The sequence below is a fragment of the Gilliamella sp. W8128 genome, assembly GCF_016100545.1.
GTDB lineage: Bacteria > Pseudomonadota > Gammaproteobacteria > Enterobacterales > Orbaceae > Gilliamella > Gilliamella apis.
Genome location: NZ_JACFSE010000002.1, coordinates 133,833 through 151,994, shown reverse-complemented (window position 1 = coordinate 151,994; position 18,162 = coordinate 133,833). Strand labels below are relative to the sequence as shown.

Below are 18,162 nucleotides of genomic sequence, written 5' to 3'. Positions count from 1 at the left end.
TTAGAGCCAAATTACAAGGTTAATGTTTGTAAATATAGAAGGGACAAACTTATGACGACTATATCTGTAAAAGATTTTGGCGCTATTGGTGATGGCAAATCAATAAATACTCAATCTTTTGCCAAAGCAATTGGGCATATTGAACAATTAGGTGGTGGAACGCTAATTGTTCCTGTTGGTACCTATTTTACTGGAGCAATTAAGCTGTGTAGTAACCTAACATTGGTTATTGAACAAGGAGCAACTTTACTCTTCTCTGATGATGCTAAGGATTATCCGGTGGTTAATTCTCGTTGGGAAGGGGTTAAGCAAGATGTGTATATGCCGTGTATATATGGTCAAAATATCAAAAATGTGGTTATAACCGGCAATGGTAAGATTGACGGAAATGGTCAAAAGTGGTGGCATATATTTCGTCATGATCGAAGCAATCTTAAATACCCACGACCTTATTTAATCGGTTTTGATTTCTGTGAACGAGTTACTATTGAAAAAGTCTTTCTAACCCAATCACCGAGTTGGACAGTCCATCCGATGGAATCAAATAATGTCGTTGTCGATAATATTTCGATTCTTAACCCAGCTGATTCACCCAATACCGATGGTATTAATCCTGAATCTTGTCGTAATGTGAGAATTTCTAATTGTTATATTGATGTTGGCGATGATTGTATTGCGATAAAGGCTGGCACTGAAGAAACAGCAGAAAAAAGTCCATGTGAAAACATTTTGATTACTAATTGTAATATGATTCATGGTCATGGTGCGGTGGTTCTTGGCAGTGAAATGAGTGGTTGCATCCGTAATGTCACGATTACTAATTGTGTATTCCAAAAAACTGATCGCGGAGTCAGGTTTAAAACTCGCCGAGGTCGAGGTGGAACAATTTCTGACATCACATTTAGTAATATTGTTATGGACGAAGTTCTCTCTGCGTTTGTGATGAACTATTACTACTATTGTGGTCCGAAAGGGAATGATCCTATTGTTTGGAATAAAGAGCCGATGCCAATAAATGAAGCAACTCCAGCTTGCCATAACATCAGTTTTTCAAACATTATTGCTAAAAATGTACGTGCTTATGCCGGTTTTTTATATGGCATCCCTGAATCGCCAATTTCGAATATCTCTTTTGATAATATCCGGGTTTCAATGCAATTAAATGCACAAGCTGGTGAGGTCGATATGTTTAAAGATGTAAAACCAGAAGCAGGTAAAGGATTCTTTATTGAGAATGCGCAAAGTGTTTTGTTTAATAACGTCATTATTGATAATGTAGCCAGTGAGCCACTATGTGTTAAAAATAGTCAAGATGTTTATGTTAATCAATCTTTTGTTAAGCAAGATGGTAAATTAATTAGCTTAAAGGCTTAACCATGATATTTGAAATAACCGCTAGTTTATTATTAGCGGTTATTTTTTTATTTATTGGCTAATTGCATTTTTAGCTATTTTTTTAAGTCTTAAATCGACACATTTGACTCTTTTAATTAAATTGTAATTTTTATTCACCTCTCAGTAATTTGAATAACATACTGTTTATTAATGTTATTTCTACTTATTACCAATTAACCCGTTTACTAAAAATAAAATTACTTTGAAGTTGATCACATTTATCTAATAAAGCCGTTAAAGCTAAATTTTTAGCTATTCATACTCAAATTAGTGCTTAACTCTTTATAGGATAAATTATGACAAGTGCATTTTATAAAAAACCAACTTATTGGTTTGCTTCGTTTTATAGCATTATGTATTACGCAGCTGGTAGTTTTGTTTTTTCTTTTTATGCAATATGGCTTAGTAAAGAGATTGGTTTAACTGCAAAGCAAACCGGTATCATCTATTCATTTAACTATTTAATTTCATTGATCATCATGATCATTTATGGTGTTTATCAAGACAAACTTGTGCTTAAGAAACATCTTATTTGGTTTCAAAGTATCATTATAACTTGTGCTGCACCGGCGTTAATTTATGTTTATGAACCACTATTGCGACATAATTTTTATGCTGGTGTTATTTTTGGTAGTTTCTTTCTTGGCTTTGGTTGGATTGCTGGTATGGGGTTAATCGACTCATACTGTGAAAAAATAAGTCGAGCGTTTAACTTTGAATTTGGACAATGTCGTACATGGGGGTGTATTGCCTATGCTGCTGGTACGTTTGTTGCCGGTAATTTAATAAGCATTAATCCTCATCTAAATTTTTGGGCAGCTTCAGTTGTAGGTATCTGTTTTATGATACTCAATCTTAATTTCAAGCCTGATTTAAGCAAATCATCTTCGGTAGTATTTCAAAAGAAAGAAAAGTTAAGTTTTAACGAAATTGTTTCAGTATTTGCATTGAAAAAGTTCTGGATATTTGTTGTTTATGTTCTCGGAACTTATAGCTTGTACAACATTTATGACCAACAATTATTCCCGGTTTATTTCACTCAGCAATTTGAAGATGTGAATGATGGTTATCGCTTATACGGTATTTTAAATTCATTTCAGGTCTTTTTAGAAGCTGCGGTTATGTTTTGTGTGCCATTTGTGGTTAACAAAGTAGGGGCAAAAAATGCGTTAATCTTTGCTGCTTTTATTTCCGCTACGCGAATCTTCTTAACTGGGCATGTCGAAAGCATTGCTATTATTTCAGTAATAAAATTGATGCACTGCTTAGAAATCTCAACCATTTTAGTGTCAGTGTTTAAATATATTGATAATAATTTTAACGCTCGTCTCTCTGCTACCGTATTTTTAATAGGTTATCAAGTTGCTGGTTCTGTCGGTGTGATCTTGTTCTCTACCTTCGTTGGTAATTTCTATGATATTCATGGTTCAGCAACCACCTTTAATAACTTAGGTTTAGTGGTTTTAGCCTTTATGATTTTTGCAGTGTTCTTCTTAAGCCGTGATAAAAAATTAGATAGTCCTAAGCTTGAAGACAACATTAAATCATAAAACAGATTTTAGTAATTTAATAAATAGTATTTGATAAAAAATATTGAGGATACAAAATGAATATATTTAATTCAGTAACACAGTTTAACTTTGAACAAACCAGAACAATTTCTCCAGAAAATATGACTGGCGAAAAGGGTAAATCGTGTATGAAAGCTAGTGCTTTAGGACCTGGTCGAAAAGGGCAAGGCTGTATTTCAATTGCAGCGGGTGAAAGAGTGACTATTGCTGAAATTACTGGTCCTGCTGAGATTCGTCATATGTGGTTTACTTTAACCGATAGAACGCATCGAGGTAGTTTTGTATTGCGTGATGTGGTTATTCGTATTTATTGGGATGATGAAACAGTTCCTTCAGTAGAAAGTCCAATTGGTGACTTTTTCTGTAATGGTTTTGGTGCAAGATGTGATATAAATTCAATGCCAATTGTGGTTAATCCAACCGGTGGTTTTAATAGTTATTTTAGAATGCCATTTAATAAAAAAGCGCGAATTGAGATTCATAATGAACATGAAGCTGATTTACAGCATTTCTTCTTTACCATTAATTATGCGTTAATGCCAAAACCGTTTGAAAATCCGCTTTATTTCCATGCACAATGGCGTCGTCAACGTGTAACTAATTATGCACAAGATTATGTTATATTAGATAATGTTCAAGGCTACGGCTATTATGTCGGTACCTACTTAGCCCTTACTGCATTAGAGCGTTATTGGTGGGGTGAAGGTGAATTTAAATTCTATCTTGATGATGATGGTGAATATCCAACCCAACATTCAACCGGTTCCGAAGATTACTTTGGTGGTGCATGGGCATTTCATAACCGAGATAGTCAAGGACGTCCAAAAGCAAAATGTTTCCAAACGATGTTTATGGGTTACCCTTATCAAACAAACCGTGATGCGACGCGTGACTTTTTCCAAACGGGTGATTCTAATCCTGTACATGGTTTTGGTGACGATGGTTTACCAATGCATGGTTTATACCGTTGGCATCTTCCAGATCCAATTGCATTCCACAAAAATATCAAATTGGCGTTTCAACAAATCGGTAATGATGATATCAGATTGTATGAACGTTGTGATGATATTGCTAGTGTTGCTTATTGGTATCAAAGTCCATCGGTGAATAACAATCCAGTATTCCCAAATAAACAACAACGCACCCCACGTTAATATTAAGGTGATTAGTATATGGCGAGTAATAAACTGAAAATTAATGATATTGCTCGTTTGGCTGGCGTGTCGGCAACGACCGTCAGTCATATATTTAATAAACGAGATAAAAAATATCGTATTTCTCCACAAACTAGGCAAAGAGTTTTATCTATTGCGGAAAAATACCGCGATCAATCACATATTCATCAATATTTAGTTAAAGCTAACAGTACCAATACTATTGGTGTTATTGTTCCTGATATGTCAAATTCATTTTTTTCAATGTTTTTGCATCATTTAGAAGCTTGCTTCCGGCAAAAAAATATTCAATTATTGATCACTTGTAGTCATTATAATAAAGAAGTTGAACTTAAAGTTGCGCAAAATTTAGTTGAACGTAAAGTTGATGCAATGATTGTGGTAACATCATTAGATGGTGATCAATTTTATGTCGATATTAATCAAAATACACCAGTATTGCTTTTTGACCGTTATCTAAAAGATACGACATTACCTTTTATTACTAGCGAAGCACTGCAATCTGTAGCTGATTTAATCAAACCTTATGCCGAAAAGTTAGATGAATTTTATTTTATTGGTTGTGATATTCAGTTAACGTCAATTCAAGCTAGACTTAAGGGATTTAAGCAAGGTTTAGAATGTGTTGGATTAAAAGTTGATAGTGATTGGCTGGTGAGTGATGATTATTGTCCAAATAAAGGTTACCAATTGTTGAAAAATGTTCATCAAAAATTGGGTAGGGTACCAAAAGCTATTTTTACACCATCAGGTAACTTACTGCAAGAGGTACTGAGTTATTTGGTCGAAGCTAAAATTGATCCAAAGCAGATCTATTTATGCTCTTATGATTACAATAGTTTTCTTGATTATTGTTACTATCCAATACATGCAATCGAACAGGATTTTGAGAAGATGGCGCTGACTTGTGTGAATGTCATTGATGATTTATTAAATTTTAAAGAATTAAAACATCAGGCATTTTTTATTCAGCCAAAAATTATACGCCATCGTTAATTTAAGATTTGCTGTTGTAAGTAAGATTAGCGGTTGGCATTTTTCATTATGCGAGCTTTGTCAACTTGCCATTGTCTTTCTTTTATATCGGTGCGTTTGTCGTACTCTTTTTTACCTTTTGCGACACCAATTTTTACCTTTGCCCACGCATTTTTCCAATACAAGGATAATGCCACAACGGTGTAACCTTGGCGGTTAATTTGGCCAAATAGCGAGTTTAATTCTCGTTCATTAAGTAATAATTTTCGAGTACGCATAGGTTCACATACGACATGTGTAGACGCAACATTTAATGGTGTTATTGTTGCACCAAATAACCATGCTTCCCCATTTTTTAGTAACACATAACTGTCACTAATATTCGCTTTACCTGCTCGCAGGGACTTTACTTCCCAACCTTGGAGGGATAAACCTGCTTCAATTTCCTCTTCAATAAAGTACTCATGGCGTGCACGTTTATTTAATGCAATAGTTGCCGAACCCGGCTTATGTGATTTTTTCTTAGTCATAATGTGCGTTATTATAGAGTTACATGATACTATATGCCACTAATTTTAACTTTTAATTTTATTATTATGGCATATGTTTTTCATGAGGTGATCGAGCCTTATTCAACCGAACAAATGTTTGCATTGGTTAACGATATAGCTAAATACCCCGAATTTGTCCCTGATTGTATCGCAACTGGGATTATTAGCAAACAAGATAACATTCTAACTGCTTTTATTGAAGTTGAAAAATTAGGCTTTAAAAAATCATTTACTACCATAAATAAGATTAATGAACCTAATTCAATTGATATGGCATTGTTAGATGGTCCATTTAAACATTTAAAAGGACGATGGCAATTTACTCAACTGGATAACCAAAACAGTAAAATTAGCTTTAGTTTAGATTTTGAATTTAATAATAAATTAATGGGCGCTGTTTTTTCTCCTATTTTTAAAGAAGTGATGACCAATATGGTTAAAGCATTTTCGCAAAGAGCAAGGCAGATATATTAAAATGATAAATATTCAAGTTGTATATGCGCTACCTAATCAGCCGACTATTATTGATTGTTCAGTTGATGAACAAACGAATGTCTTGCAAGCAATTGCAAAATCCAATATCTTATCATTATGCAATATCCAATTAGATGGTCATTTTGTCGGTATTTATGGCAAACGCTGTGAGCTTACTGAACAAGTAAAAGATGGTGATCGTATTGAAATATATCGAGCTTTAATCAATGATCCGAAAGAGATTCGACGAAAGAAAGCGGCATTGAAAAAGAAATAAATAGAATGAAGGGAACTGAATGCATAACTTGCTGATTGAAAAAGTTGAAACTTTATGCAAAAAACGAGGTATTAAGCTGACCACTCAGCGTAAAACCGTTTTAAATATTATGCTTAAAGCCAATAGAGCAATGAGCGCATATGATCTTTTAGATCTTTTAAAAGTCAGTGAACCACAAGCTAAACCACCAACAATTTATCGTGCTCTGGAATTTTTACTTGAACAAGGTTTTATTCATAAGGTGGAGTCAACTAACTGTTATATTATTTGTCCTCATTTTCATGACCCGCAACATATATCCATTTTATTTATTTGTGATAATTGTCATCAGATTATTGAAAAGCACTCTGAAAATATTGAAAGTCAACTGAAGTTACTAGCGACGCAAAGTGAATTTTTAATAAAACATAGTGTGCTTGAAATTCATGGAATTTGTCATTCATGTCAACCTTAATTATTTTATTATGGTTAGTTAATATTGTTTGTGACACAGTAGGGCAAATTGCTTTCAAATATGCCGCAGTGACCTCTAATGATAAAGACGGCCGTTATTGGCAGAAATTATTCGGTAATATATGGCTGTGGTTAGGATTTGGTTCTTATTTCATTGGTTTTGTGTTTTGGTTGGCTTTTTTAAGCGAAGTGCCACTATCACAAGGGATCTTATTAGGCTCTTTTAATATGATCACCGTGATGCTTGCTGGACGTATCTTATTTAAAGAACATCTAACCCCCTTTCGGTTGCTAGGGATATTTTTTATAACTACCGGTGTGATATTAGTAGGATTAACTTAATGAAAAAATTTTATATCATCGGTTTTGTCTTGTTACTCTTTTTTGATACTTTTGGGCAAACTTTTTTTAAACTTACGGCTATCTCAGCCTTGCCTTTTGAAGCAAATATGAGTTGGTTGTTAAGGATTTTTAGTCATGGGTGGGCATATTTAGTTATGGTTGGATATGCTGGAGCATTTATCACTTGGATGGTATTGTTAAAAAAAGCGCCAGTTGGCCCAGCTTTTGCTGCATCGCATTTGCAACTTGTTACTGTGATGTTTGTATCGGTTGTTGCATTTAATGAACAAATTACGCTTACGCGCCTACTAGGGGCATTGTCTATTATTGTTGGGATTGTTTTTCTTGCTTTGGCTGAGCAGAGGTTACATCGTAAATCAGTAGAATAAATAGTATTAAGATAATCACTTTTTTAATAGGAATCAATATAGTTAATTTGCATTGATTCCTAATAGTAATATAGAAAAGGTTTTATTCTATTTTATTAGCTACGATCTCGTTCCATTACAACTAAGTAAGCTTCTCGTCGCCAGAATAAAAACAAACGGCGCATATCTTTTTGCATTGTTATAACACGCCAACCTTGTTGTGCATTATCATTTAAAAAAGCACCAAATTTTTCAGGATTTGCATTAGCTGCACCTAAGAGCATTGAAGACAAAGCGCCTTCTTGATAAATTACTACTTTATATTCTTTCATTGTTTTTATACCTTCTTAAAATAAACAAGATAATCTCTAATAATTGTCAAAATTAAGAGAAAATCGCGTTAATAATACGCATATTGGGGATATTAATCCAGTGGCAGGGAAATGAATGATTGAATTTTAATCAATTTTGGTCGAAGTATAGCAAATTAAATCACAATGAAATTTTTGGTGAGACCTTAGCTAAGAATAGCTGACAAGCCAAATTCTTAACTAATATTAGTGATAAATTAAATTTGCTTATCTAAATTTTTAAGCATTTCAATAATTAGTCTATTAGCATCAGGAAATTCATCTGCATTCAGATCTTCTTGATCAATCCAACGGCTTGGTTGCCCTTCTTTCGCAAAAGGGACGCCATCCCATTCTTCTACTAAGTAGGCATGAATTGTGATATCGCGATCATCATAACTGTGTTCAAAGGTTTTTAAAAATTGAGCCTGATGAATGTGGATATCGACTTCTTCGGCTATTTCGCGTTCTAATGTTTGATAAGGTGTTTCACCAGTTTCGATTTTTCCGCCAGGGAACTCCCAAAAACCAGCAAGATGAGAATCTTCACCGCGTTGGGTGATAAAAATTTGACAATCTTGTGAACGAATTATACCTACAGCAATTTCAGTATGTTTTTTCATGGTCCTGTCTGTTTATGATTAAAGTTAGGGAAAGACTATGCTTTCCCTTTTGATTTTTAAGTAACAAAATTCGTTGATTTAAACATCAATATTGTTTAATCATACTAAATTTTTGGCTTAATTAACAGCTCCATGACAATGTTTATATTTTTTTCCAGATCCACATGGACAAGGATCATTACGTCCTACTTTAGCTTGCGTGCGGACAATCGGTTGTGATGAATTTGATGCTTGCCCATCATTCTCACCATCAATACCGGTCACTGATTCATGGTTAGCCTGTTGTTTCGCCATTAATCTTTCAATTTCAGCTTGACGTTGACGTTCAGCTTCATCAACTTCTTCTTGTGAACGAATTTGTACGCGGCTTAAAATACCAATTACATCATATTTCAAAGATTCTAACATATTGGCAAACATATTGAATGATTCACGTTTGTATTCCTGTTTAGGATCTTTTTGTGCATATCCTCGTAAATGAATACCTTGACGTAAATAATCCATAGCAGATAAATGCTCTTTCCATAACGTATCAAGTGTTTGTAACATAACGCTTTTTTCGAATTGTCTGAAGGCGTCAGCGCCAGCTGCAGTTTCTTTTTCAAGATATTTATCTTGTGCAAGTTGTAAGATGCGTTCACGTAAATTTTCTTCATGAAGATTTTGCTCTTCATCAAGCCATTTAGCGATAGGTAAATCTAAATCGAAATCATTTTTTAAGGCTGCTTCTAATCCAGCAACATCCCACATTTCTTCAATCGATTGTGGTGGAATATATTGATCAATAACCGTCGAAAATACATCCCCACGTATTGAATCAATTGTCTCTTTGATATCTACGTTATCTAATAAATCATTACGTTGGCTATAAATAGCTTTACGTTGATCATTGGCTACATCATCATATTCGAGTAATTGTTTACGAATATCAAAGTTGCGACTTTCAACTTTTTTCTGAGCATTAGCGATAGCTTTCGTAATCCATGGGTGTTCAATTGCTTCGCCTTCTTTCATACCAAATTTACGCATCATATTACCGACACGATCCGATGCGAAGATACGCATTAATGGATCTTCTAATGATAGATAAAAGCGAGAAGCACCTGGATCCCCTTGACGACCAGCACGACCACGTAATTGATTATCAATTCGGCGTGATTCATGACGTTCAGTACCAAGAATATATAATCCACCTAGTTCAATAACTTCTTCATGTTTCGCTTGCCATGCTTGTTTCGCTTTTTCGATATCTGCTTCAGTTGGATTTTCTAATTTTGCAACTTCACTTTGCCAGTTACCACCAAGCATAATATCTGTACCACGACCAGCCATATTCGTTGCGATTGTTACGGCCCCTTTACTACCTGCGTCAGCAATAATTTCGGCTTCTTGCGCATGGAATTTGGCGTTAAGAACATTATGTTTGATGCCTGCTTTTTTAAAGGCATGTGAGACAAGCTCTGATTTCTCGATAGATGCAGTACCGACTAATACCGGTTGTCCTCGTTTAACACAAGCTTGTACATCAGCCACGATAGCATCGATCTTTTCTTTTTCGGTCATATAGACAAGATCAGGCTGATCTTTTCTTACCATAGGTCGGTTGGTAGGAATAACAATGGTATCCAAACCATAAATTTGGTTAAATTCGAAAGCTTCGGTATCAGCAGTACCTGTCATACCGGCTAATTTTTCATAGAGACGGAAATAGTTCTGGAAAGTAATAGAGGCTAATGTTTGATTCTCATTTTGAATTTTAACATGTTCTTTAGCTTCCACCGCTTGGTGTAAACCGTCAGACCAACGACGACCATCCATTGTACGGCCTGTATGTTCATCAACAATAACGATTTCATTGTCTCTAACAATATAATCAACGTCACGATGGAATAAGTGATGGGCACGAAGCGCTGCATTAACATGGTGCATTAGTACAATATTACTAGGTGCGTAAAGTGATTCATCACCTTTCATAATGCCTTGTTTTATTAGTAATTCTTCAACCTTAATTAAACCTCGTTCGGTTAAGTTAACCTGACGAGATTTTTCATCAATTGAGAAGTCTCCATCACCTTGGAACTGATCCGAATCTTCTTTTTCTTGACGGATTAAATGTGGAATGATTTTATCGATACTAACATATCTATCTGAGCTATCTTCAGCTTGACCAGAAATAATCAGTGGTGTTCTTGCTTCATCAATTAAAATTGAATCGACCTCATCCACTAACGCATAATGAAGTGGGCGTTGTACTCGGGCATCTTTACTAAAGACCATATTGTCGCGCAAATAGTCAAAGCCATATTCGTTGTTAGTACCATAAGTGATGTCGGCATTGTAAGCTTCACGTTTTATATGTGGTGGCATATTAGGTAAATTGATTCCCACCGTTAATCCTAAAAATTCGAATAAAGGGCGATTATTTTCAGCATCACGCTGTGCTAAATAATCATTAACTGTGACAACATGTACCCCTTTACCGGTTAACGCATTTAAATAAGCAGGCAACGTTGCGGTTAATGTTTTACCTTCACCGGTACGCATTTCAGCTATACAACGTTCATTTAGAACCATACCACCAATTAATTGCACATCAAAATGACGCATACCAAATACACGCTTACTTGCTTCACGGACTACGGCAAAAGCTTCTTCTAATATATCGTCTAATTTTGTACCGTCGGCAATTTTTTGTTTAAATTCGTTAGTTTTTGCCTTAAGTTCGTCATCGCTTAATGCTTCCATTGCTGGTTCAAGGGCATTGATGGTTTCAACACGCTTACGCATAGATTTTAATACGCGTTCATTACGGCTACCGAATACTTTAGTTAATAATTTTAATAACATAACTTTTCTCTTATTGTTTTTTATAATGGGAGATATAAGGATTAAACCTTATTGAATAAATTAATTAATTTGATTATGTAAAATCTATTAAGCGGTAGCGTTTGGACCGGCTCTTATTCCATTATAGGGAGATAATCGAATAACAGTATTTGGACTAACTTCGTCATAATTTCGCACGATAATTTGCTTATCGTAATGCTGTTTTGGTGACAAAGATAAGATTTGCGAGGCTTTTTTAGTTGGAATTTGCTGATCTTGAACTATTTCGGTAATCGCAATAATACCAACTTGAGTAGTAACTGATTGAACTGGTAACGCATTTTGTTGGTCAAAACCGAACCCAGTAGCAATTACACCTAATAATAAGTGCGATAATGCGGTTTTAATAATAAGGCGTTTACTTATATGTTGCCAGTAATTAATCATAGTCATAACCGCAGTATCTTAGCATTTTTTGCCAAAATGAAAAACTATTATTGATTAATAAACTGTCTGAATATTCGAATTTTTATGGTAATAGTAATTAAAAATACCCACCATGTTTTATAGTGGGTATATAGTTAACTAATCCTTAACCATTAATTGTCCCATCATACCGAGTGTTTCATGTTCAACAATATGGCAATGATACATGCGTAATCCTGGCATATTTTGTTGAATTTTTATGGTGATTTTTTCGTGAGGACGTAAATTGATGGTATCTTTTAATGCAACATATTCTGGTGGATATTTTTTACCATCAAATTCATGCGATACAACCGTGAATTGTGTACCATGAATATGGAAATTATGATCCATATGTGAATTATTAAATATTGTCCATTCCTCAACATCATGGATTTTGCTTTCTAGATCAATTCGTTTCATATCATGGCGTTTGCCATTAATTAAAAACAGCATGCCACCTCTTGGTTCGCTCTTGTCCATGACCTCTGTATATTCAAGTGTTTTATGCGCTTTTGCTTCACCAATTTTAGGTAGAGTTCGTAATGGCGAAGGTAAAACAATTGAATTCGCTTGTTGTAGCTCTAATTCAGCAAGTATTATATCTTGTTCTGGTGGTACATTTCCCATCTTACCGCGATCATAACCAATTGATTGTAAGTAAACCGTACCGGTTTGTTTGGGTAAAATTACCAATTCTGCGCGTTCGGCAGGTGATAATAATAGTGGCTTTTCAAGGGAAATTGGTTCAGGCATCAATCCACCATCACTACCCACTAAAAAGACATCACAACCTGGAATTGAAAGGTTAAGATAACGTCCAGAACAGGCATTCCAAACACGAACACGTGTTGCAGTATTAACTTTCATTTTTGGACGATAACCACCATTAATTAATACAAATTGTCCTTCTCGACCATTCATCCAATCAGTCATTGAGTTATCGGCAATTTCTCCTTTGTCTGTCAGTTTCAGATCTGAGAAAAACCAATTTAGTTCCGGTAAAGATTCTAAAGGGTCTTTTTTACTACGAACTATAAATACTCCCGCTAATCCTCTAGCGACTTGTTCAGCAACGGTGTTATGACCATGAGGATGATACCAATAGGTACCTGCACTGCCTTCGGGAATGGCAAATTCGTAAATACGTTCACTGCCTGCAGGTATTTCATCTTGTGGATTACCATCTTGATTTGATGGCACAAGTAAACCATGCCAGTGCACCGTTGTTGATTGTGACAGTCTATTTTTTACTGTCAATTTGACTTTATCACCTTCATAAACTTCAATAAGTGGCCCAGGTATTGAATCATTGTAAGCCCAAAATTCTGTAGTGATATCAGGCGTTAATACAATTTTTACAGGTTTGGCTTCAATAGTAGCTTCAAATATACCTGATTGATGACTACTATTTTTTAACAGCTGGAATTTGGGTAAATCATGACCTTTTGGTAGTGCTGAAGTAGATAATAGTTTTTGTGGTTGTTTGTTGTTCATATTCATATTCATATTCATATTCATATTCATATGATCGTGCATGTTGTCCCCCTTATCACAATTATCAGATTTAACATCACAAACCATGTCAGACATTGATGAATGATCCAATTTGGCAATGGCTTTAGTTGCAATTAAACCACCAACGGCAGCGGTAATATTCATTATAAAATTTCGGCGTTTCATAGTATTCCTATAATCATTTATTTAGTTAAATAATAACTAGTAGTTAGCTCTCCCAACTCGTCTAGTCGTTCAGCAAGCTAACGTGTTATTGATTTCCAGTATTTATTACTAATATTTAACAGAGCGTAAATTAGCTAATTTTTGGTGGTTTTAACTCAGGAATAAATTCTTTATATTCAGGAATAAAATTTGTTGGTAGATATTGTTCACGGTAAATCGGATAATCAATATTAACACTATAATTAGCAATAGCCATGCCACAAGCAAAACAATGATTAACTGATTCACTAATAAAAGGTTTTGTTGATTTAGAAGTCGGCAAATCAATTACTGGAGAGTGATGATTTGCGTTCACCCTTAAAGATTGTAAGCTAGGTGAATGATGAACAGTACAAGGTTTGGACATAATGAGTGGAACATGCCAAATAGAATAAAAAAACAAAAAGATTGTCGATATAATTAAAATATTCACTTTCTTTTTGTTTATGGCTAATGACATTGTTTATCACGCAATTAATCTAGCAAACCTTGTATTTATTTTACTAGAGAAAACACTAAATTTATACTATTTTGACAAGTGGAAGTTTTATTCAACTTCAATTGCTAATAATCGCCAATCTTTCAATCTGTAACATCAACAATAATTGGTATATTAATGGTTATTTAGTACAAGATGATCATAAAAATATATAAGCCAAATATAATTGATTCTGGTATCATATTCGCATAAAAAACATTATGAATAATAGCGATATGAAAATTCTTTTTGGAGTACAAGGAACAGGAAATGGCCATATCAGTCGTTGTCGAACATTAGCCAAAGCTTTAAAAAAGGCTGGAGCGGATGTTGACTATATTTTAAGTGGTCGTGATCCTAAAGATTATTTTGATATGCAAGCTTTTGGCAACTACCGAACATTTGCTGGTCTTTCATTTGCTACGCTTAATGGCAAAATCAATTTTCGTAAAACTATCCAAAGAATTCGGGCTTTTAGATTAATTAAAGATGTTCGTGATTTAGATTTATCTGCATATGACTGTATTATTAGTGATTTTGAACCAGTTAGTGCTTGGGCTGCACATCATCAAAATCGAGAATGTTTAGGTATCAGTAATCAGTCTGTTTGCCAATATCTCAAGCCTAAAGAATATGGCACGATAGCAAATGTGATTATGAAATACTATGCTCCAGTTACACAACCTATTGGTTTACATTGGTTCCATTTTGGTCATAAATTGATTCCACCAATGATTGATTCATTTGCTACACCACCAACTGAAGATGGTAAAATTATCGTTTATTTGCCTTTTGAAGATTTAACTGAAATTACTGGATTATTAAGTCAATTTTCGCAATATCAATTTAGTTGTTTTCACCCTGAGATAAAACAATCTTCTGCGCATGGCAATATTTTATTGCAACCGCTAAGTCGAGATAATTTTACTCAAGCTCTATTAAGTTGTTCTGGTATTATTTCAAATACTGGATTTGCTCTAATTTCAGAAGCATTATCTTTGGGTAAAAAGATTTTAACTAAACCAGTAGCAGGTCAATTTGAACAAGTTTACAATGCCCAATGTTTGCAGTCTTTAGACATGGCAACCGTTATGGAACATTTAAATAATATGAAGTTGAAATACTGGCTTGGTCTACCGTCACCTAAAGCTATTATTTATCCTGATGTAGCGACTGAATTAGCGAATTGGATTGTTTCAGGTCAAAAAGAGACATTACTTTCTTTAAGCCAAAGACTGTGGTCGCAGACTAAATTTCCGAGTAATGTTAGTGAACGCATTAAATCTTTAGGTTATGTATAAAGGAACTACAATGATATTAAGTATAATTGTTGCAATGGCTGATAATCGTGTGATTGGTATGAACAATCAAATGCCATGGCACATGCCTGCAGATTTAGCGTGGTTTAAAAAAAATACATTAAATAAACCGGTGATTATGGGGCGTAAAACGTTTGAATCTATTGGTAGACCATTGCCTAATCGCCACAATATTGTCATCAGTCGACAGGCTGAGAGTAATACGTCAATTAATGCTAATGTTAGTTGGGTTAAATCGATTGATGAGGCAATATCAATTATTAATCAACTACAAGTAGAAGAAGCCTTTATTATAGGTGGTGGTAATATTTATCAACAGGTATTACCTTTAGTTAATCGACTTTATTTAACGCATATTGATGCCAAATTGACGGGCGATACTTATTTTCCTGATTATTCACAAACATCATGGCAACAAATTTATTCAGAAAATCATAAAGCGGATGATAAAAATTGTTATGATTACCAATTTGAGATTTTACAGCGAAGTTAATCAATAGATAAGGTTGCCACTCACATACTAGCGGCAACCGAATTATTATGCTTGTAAGCGTTTTGCTTCCAGCACGTCAGAAAGTTGTTTAATTTTATTCATAACTCTTTCAAGAGAGTCCTGATCAAAAATTTGCATATCCATATCAATCGTCGCAATTTGTTGTTTCATATCTATGCGACTCGAAACACCTAAGACATTTACTTTTTCATTAGCTAAAATTGTTGTTATGTCTCGCAATAAACCACTTCTATCACTAGCTATGATGCGAATGACCATCGTATAACTTGCGTTATGATTACCACTCCATACCGCACTGGTGATTCGTTCTGGAGCATGATTTTTTAGCTCTTGCAACTGTTCACAGTCTGAACGATGGATTGAAATACCTCGTCCTTGGGTAACAAAACCGACAATTGGATCACCGGGGATAGGGCGACAACAATTAGCAATGGTATAGAGTAAATTATCTACTCCTTCAATAATAATTTCACCACCTTTTATCGATGATGTTTTATTGGTATTTTTGGCTTGAGAGGTTGATTTTTGGGTGATCTGTTTAAGAACAGCTTCATCTTCCTCTTCAGCTGTTGGCTTATTAAATTGGGCATTAATAAAATTAACCAGTTGGTTAATTCTAACATCTCCACTACCTATCCCAGCTAATACTTCGTCAAACGAATGGGCGTTATATTTACTAATCAGAATCTTTTCGACACTTTTTAGGCTAATATTTAACGGTTCTAATTCATTTTCTAAAATTTGTTGACCAGCAGCTATATTTTTATCTCGATCTTGTTTTTTAAACCAAGCTTGTATTTTTGCTCGTGCACGGCTGCTATTTACAAATCCAGTATTTGGATTTAGCCAATCGCGGCTTGGATTAGGTTGTTTTTGGGTGATAATTTCAACTTGATCGCCCGTTTTTAATATATAGGTAAACGGTACTATGCGACCCGCAACTTTAGCGCCGATACAACGGTGACCAACATCACTATGAATGTGATAAGCAAAATCTAACGGTGTTGAACCGGCAGGCAAGTCAACAACATCACCTTTTGGTGTAAATACATAAACGCGATCATCAAAAATTTGACTACGCACAGTTTCCTGAATTTCACCACTTTCTGACATCTCTTGTTGCCAAGTTAATAATTTACGTAGCCAAGAAATGCGCTGATCGTAGGCAGTCATTTTATCTGTACTACCTTCTTTGTATTTCCAATGCGCTGCTACACCTAATTCAGCATCATTGTGCATTTGTTCGGTACGTATTTGAATTTCAATAGTTTTATCATTTGGACCATAAACCACGGTATGAATTGATTGATATCCATTGGGTTTTGGATTGGCAACATAGTCATCAAATTCTTTTGCAATATGTTTATAATGGCTATGTACGATACCTAAAGCATTGTAACAGTCTTCGATTCGCTCACAGATGATGCGTACCGCTCGAATATCATATAAATCTTCAAATTGTAGATGTTTACGTTCCATTTTTCGCCATATGCTATAGATATGTTTAGGGCGACCGTAAACTTCGGCTCGAATATGATCTTTATTCATCATATCCTGTAAATTGTTAACAAATTGATTGATATATGATTCGCGATCTAGACGTTTCTCATGTAATTTATGGGCAATAAAACGATATTGGTCAGGATGTAAATAACGGAAACAGAAATCTTCAAGCTCCCATTTTAATTGACCAATACCGAGTCGATTCGCTAAGGGGGCATAGATATTAAAACACTCTTTAGCAGCTAGCACTTGATCTTCTTTAGGTGCATGCATCAAATTACGTAAATAAGTGATACGCTCCGCTAGTTTAATGACTACACTACGGAAGTCATTAACCATCGCAAGTAACATACGACGAATACTATCAATTTGTTCGTTTGTTGCATGACCATTACGGATAGCACGGAGTTGCCTAATGTCCTTCATTTTGACAACACTAGAGAGAATATGAATAATTTCACGGTCAAAATTTTCAGGTAGATCTTCACGGCAGATAATTTTAGTATCAAAGAAAGGTAGTAAAAGGGCGGTTGCTAAACTATTAATATCCATATTTAAGGTTGATAAAATTTCAACCATTTCAATTGCATTTTGGAAGCAATTGACTTGCTCTGGTGCACCAGCGCTATGCTCAAAACAAAAATCCCAAATATCTTTAAACTTTTGATAAGATTCAATATTGGTTAATAACAGTTCTTGTTTTGCCCATTGTTCAACATCAAACTGTGCGAGAGTATAATGCTCGTCATTTTGTTGATGGGCGCCTCTAATTGATACCATA

At 34.7% G+C, this 18,162-nt stretch carries 19 protein-coding genes; 11 read left to right on the top strand and 8 right to left on the bottom strand.

Annotation, left to right across the window (positions count from 1 at the left end; all coding sequences use genetic code 11):
- The first annotated feature begins 51 nt into the window (after positions 1-51).
- The 4 genes from H3U97_RS02340 to H3U97_RS02325 all read left to right on the top strand — a co-directional run bounded on the left by H3U97_RS02340 (position 52) and on the right by H3U97_RS02325 (position 5,137).
- Entirely contained in the window at positions 52-1,374 is a 1,323-nt protein-coding gene (locus H3U97_RS02340; protein ID WP_198197892.1) for a glycoside hydrolase family 28 protein, read from the top strand.
- Positions 1,375-1,691: 317 nt separating this feature from the next.
- Positions 1,692-2,945, top strand: a complete 1,254-nt coding sequence (locus tag H3U97_RS02335) for an oligosaccharide MFS transporter (RefSeq protein ID WP_198197890.1) — start codon at positions 1,692-1,694, stop codon at positions 2,943-2,945.
- A 56-nt stretch (positions 2,946-3,001) separates the two neighbouring features.
- On the top strand, positions 3,002-4,120 hold the full coding sequence (locus H3U97_RS02330; RefSeq protein WP_065577591.1) for a glycoside hydrolase family 172 protein: 1,119 nt from the start codon (positions 3,002-3,004) through the stop codon (positions 4,118-4,120).
- 18 nt (positions 4,121-4,138) lie between these two features.
- A complete protein-coding gene (locus tag H3U97_RS02325; RefSeq protein WP_198197888.1) occupies positions 4,139-5,137 on the top strand; it encodes a substrate-binding domain-containing protein in 999 nt (332 codons plus the stop codon).
- Positions 5,138-5,163: 26 nt separating this feature from the next.
- Here H3U97_RS02325 and smpB read toward each other — a convergent pair whose 3' ends face one another.
- Positions 5,164-5,646 (bottom strand): SsrA-binding protein SmpB, encoded by a 483-nt coding sequence (gene smpB / locus H3U97_RS02320; RefSeq protein ID WP_065577589.1) that lies wholly within the window; start codon positions 5,644-5,646, stop codon positions 5,164-5,166.
- 33 nt (positions 5,647-5,679) lie between these two features.
- Here smpB and H3U97_RS02315 point away from each other — a divergent pair, with 33 nt between their 5' ends.
- From H3U97_RS02315 to H3U97_RS02295, 5 genes are read left to right on the top strand one after another with little or no spacing between them, the layout of a single operon-like run.
- Positions 5,680-6,141 carry a type II toxin-antitoxin system RatA family toxin gene (locus H3U97_RS02315; RefSeq protein ID WP_198197887.1) on the top strand — a complete coding sequence of 154 codons (462 nt, stop codon included), beginning with the start codon at positions 5,680-5,682 and terminating at the stop codon, positions 6,139-6,141.
- Position 6,142: 1 nt separating this feature from the next.
- Positions 6,143-6,418: an RnfH family protein gene (locus tag H3U97_RS02310; RefSeq protein ID WP_086353825.1), complete on the top strand. Its 276-nt coding sequence runs from the start codon at positions 6,143-6,145 to the stop codon at positions 6,416-6,418.
- 19 nt (positions 6,419-6,437) lie between these two features.
- Positions 6,438-6,872, top strand: a complete 435-nt coding sequence (zur, locus tag H3U97_RS02305) for a zinc uptake transcriptional repressor Zur (RefSeq protein WP_065577587.1) — start codon at positions 6,438-6,440, stop codon at positions 6,870-6,872.
- On the top strand, positions 6,860-7,213 hold the full coding sequence (locus H3U97_RS02300; RefSeq protein ID WP_065577586.1) for an EamA family transporter: 354 nt from the start codon (positions 6,860-6,862) through the stop codon (positions 7,211-7,213). Before zur ends, H3U97_RS02300 begins: the two co-directional genes overlap by 13 nt.
- Positions 7,213-7,602 (top strand): multidrug efflux SMR transporter, encoded by a 390-nt coding sequence (locus H3U97_RS02295; protein WP_065651495.1) that lies wholly within the window; start codon positions 7,213-7,215, stop codon positions 7,600-7,602. The genes H3U97_RS02300 and H3U97_RS02295 overlap by 1 nt, the downstream gene beginning before the upstream one ends.
- Positions 7,603-7,697: 95 nt before the next feature.
- Here H3U97_RS02295 and H3U97_RS02290 read toward each other — a convergent pair whose 3' ends face one another.
- The 6 genes from H3U97_RS02290 to H3U97_RS02265 all read right to left on the bottom strand — a co-directional run bounded on the left by H3U97_RS02290 (position 7,698) and on the right by H3U97_RS02265 (position 14,027).
- Positions 7,698-7,913, bottom strand: coding sequence for a DUF4177 domain-containing protein (locus H3U97_RS02290; protein WP_065651494.1), 216 nt, complete (start codon positions 7,911-7,913; stop codon positions 7,698-7,700).
- Between the two features lie 236 nt (positions 7,914-8,149).
- On the bottom strand, positions 8,150-8,554 hold the full coding sequence (mutT, locus tag H3U97_RS02285; protein ID WP_065651493.1) for an 8-oxo-dGTP diphosphatase MutT: 405 nt from the start codon (positions 8,552-8,554) through the stop codon (positions 8,150-8,152).
- A 117-nt stretch (positions 8,555-8,671) separates the two neighbouring features.
- Positions 8,672-11,401 carry a preprotein translocase subunit SecA gene (secA, locus tag H3U97_RS02280; RefSeq protein WP_198197884.1) on the bottom strand — a complete coding sequence of 910 codons (2,730 nt, stop codon included), beginning with the start codon at positions 11,399-11,401 and terminating at the stop codon, positions 8,672-8,674.
- An 87-nt stretch (positions 11,402-11,488) separates the two neighbouring features.
- Entirely contained in the window at positions 11,489-11,827 is a 339-nt protein-coding gene (locus H3U97_RS02275) for a hypothetical protein (RefSeq protein ID WP_198197882.1), read from the bottom strand.
- Between the two features lie 138 nt (positions 11,828-11,965).
- Positions 11,966-13,528 carry a multicopper oxidase family protein gene (locus H3U97_RS02270; protein WP_198197880.1) on the bottom strand — a complete coding sequence of 521 codons (1,563 nt, stop codon included), beginning with the start codon at positions 13,526-13,528 and terminating at the stop codon, positions 11,966-11,968.
- A 130-nt stretch (positions 13,529-13,658) separates the two neighbouring features.
- Positions 13,659-14,027, bottom strand: a complete 369-nt coding sequence (locus tag H3U97_RS02265) for a hypothetical protein (protein WP_065613913.1) — start codon at positions 14,025-14,027, stop codon at positions 13,659-13,661.
- Between the two features lie 254 nt (positions 14,028-14,281).
- Here H3U97_RS02265 and H3U97_RS02260 point away from each other — a divergent pair, with 254 nt between their 5' ends.
- Together H3U97_RS02260 and folA are read left to right on the top strand one after the other, a co-directional pair.
- Positions 14,282-15,346 carry an MJ1255/VC2487 family glycosyltransferase gene (locus H3U97_RS02260; RefSeq protein ID WP_065651551.1) on the top strand — a complete coding sequence of 355 codons (1,065 nt, stop codon included), beginning with the start codon at positions 14,282-14,284 and terminating at the stop codon, positions 15,344-15,346.
- Positions 15,347-15,356: 10 nt separating this feature from the next.
- Positions 15,357-15,857 carry a type 3 dihydrofolate reductase gene (folA, locus tag H3U97_RS02255; RefSeq protein WP_232343716.1) on the top strand — a complete coding sequence of 167 codons (501 nt, stop codon included), beginning with the start codon at positions 15,357-15,359 and terminating at the stop codon, positions 15,855-15,857.
- A 45-nt stretch (positions 15,858-15,902) separates the two neighbouring features.
- On the opposite strand, the gene relA is transcribed toward folA, so the two are convergent.
- Positions 15,903-18,161 carry a GTP diphosphokinase gene (relA, locus tag H3U97_RS02250; protein ID WP_198197878.1) on the bottom strand — a complete coding sequence of 753 codons (2,259 nt, stop codon included), beginning with the start codon at positions 18,159-18,161 and terminating at the stop codon, positions 15,903-15,905.
- Between the last annotated feature and the right edge of the window lies 1 nt (position 18,162).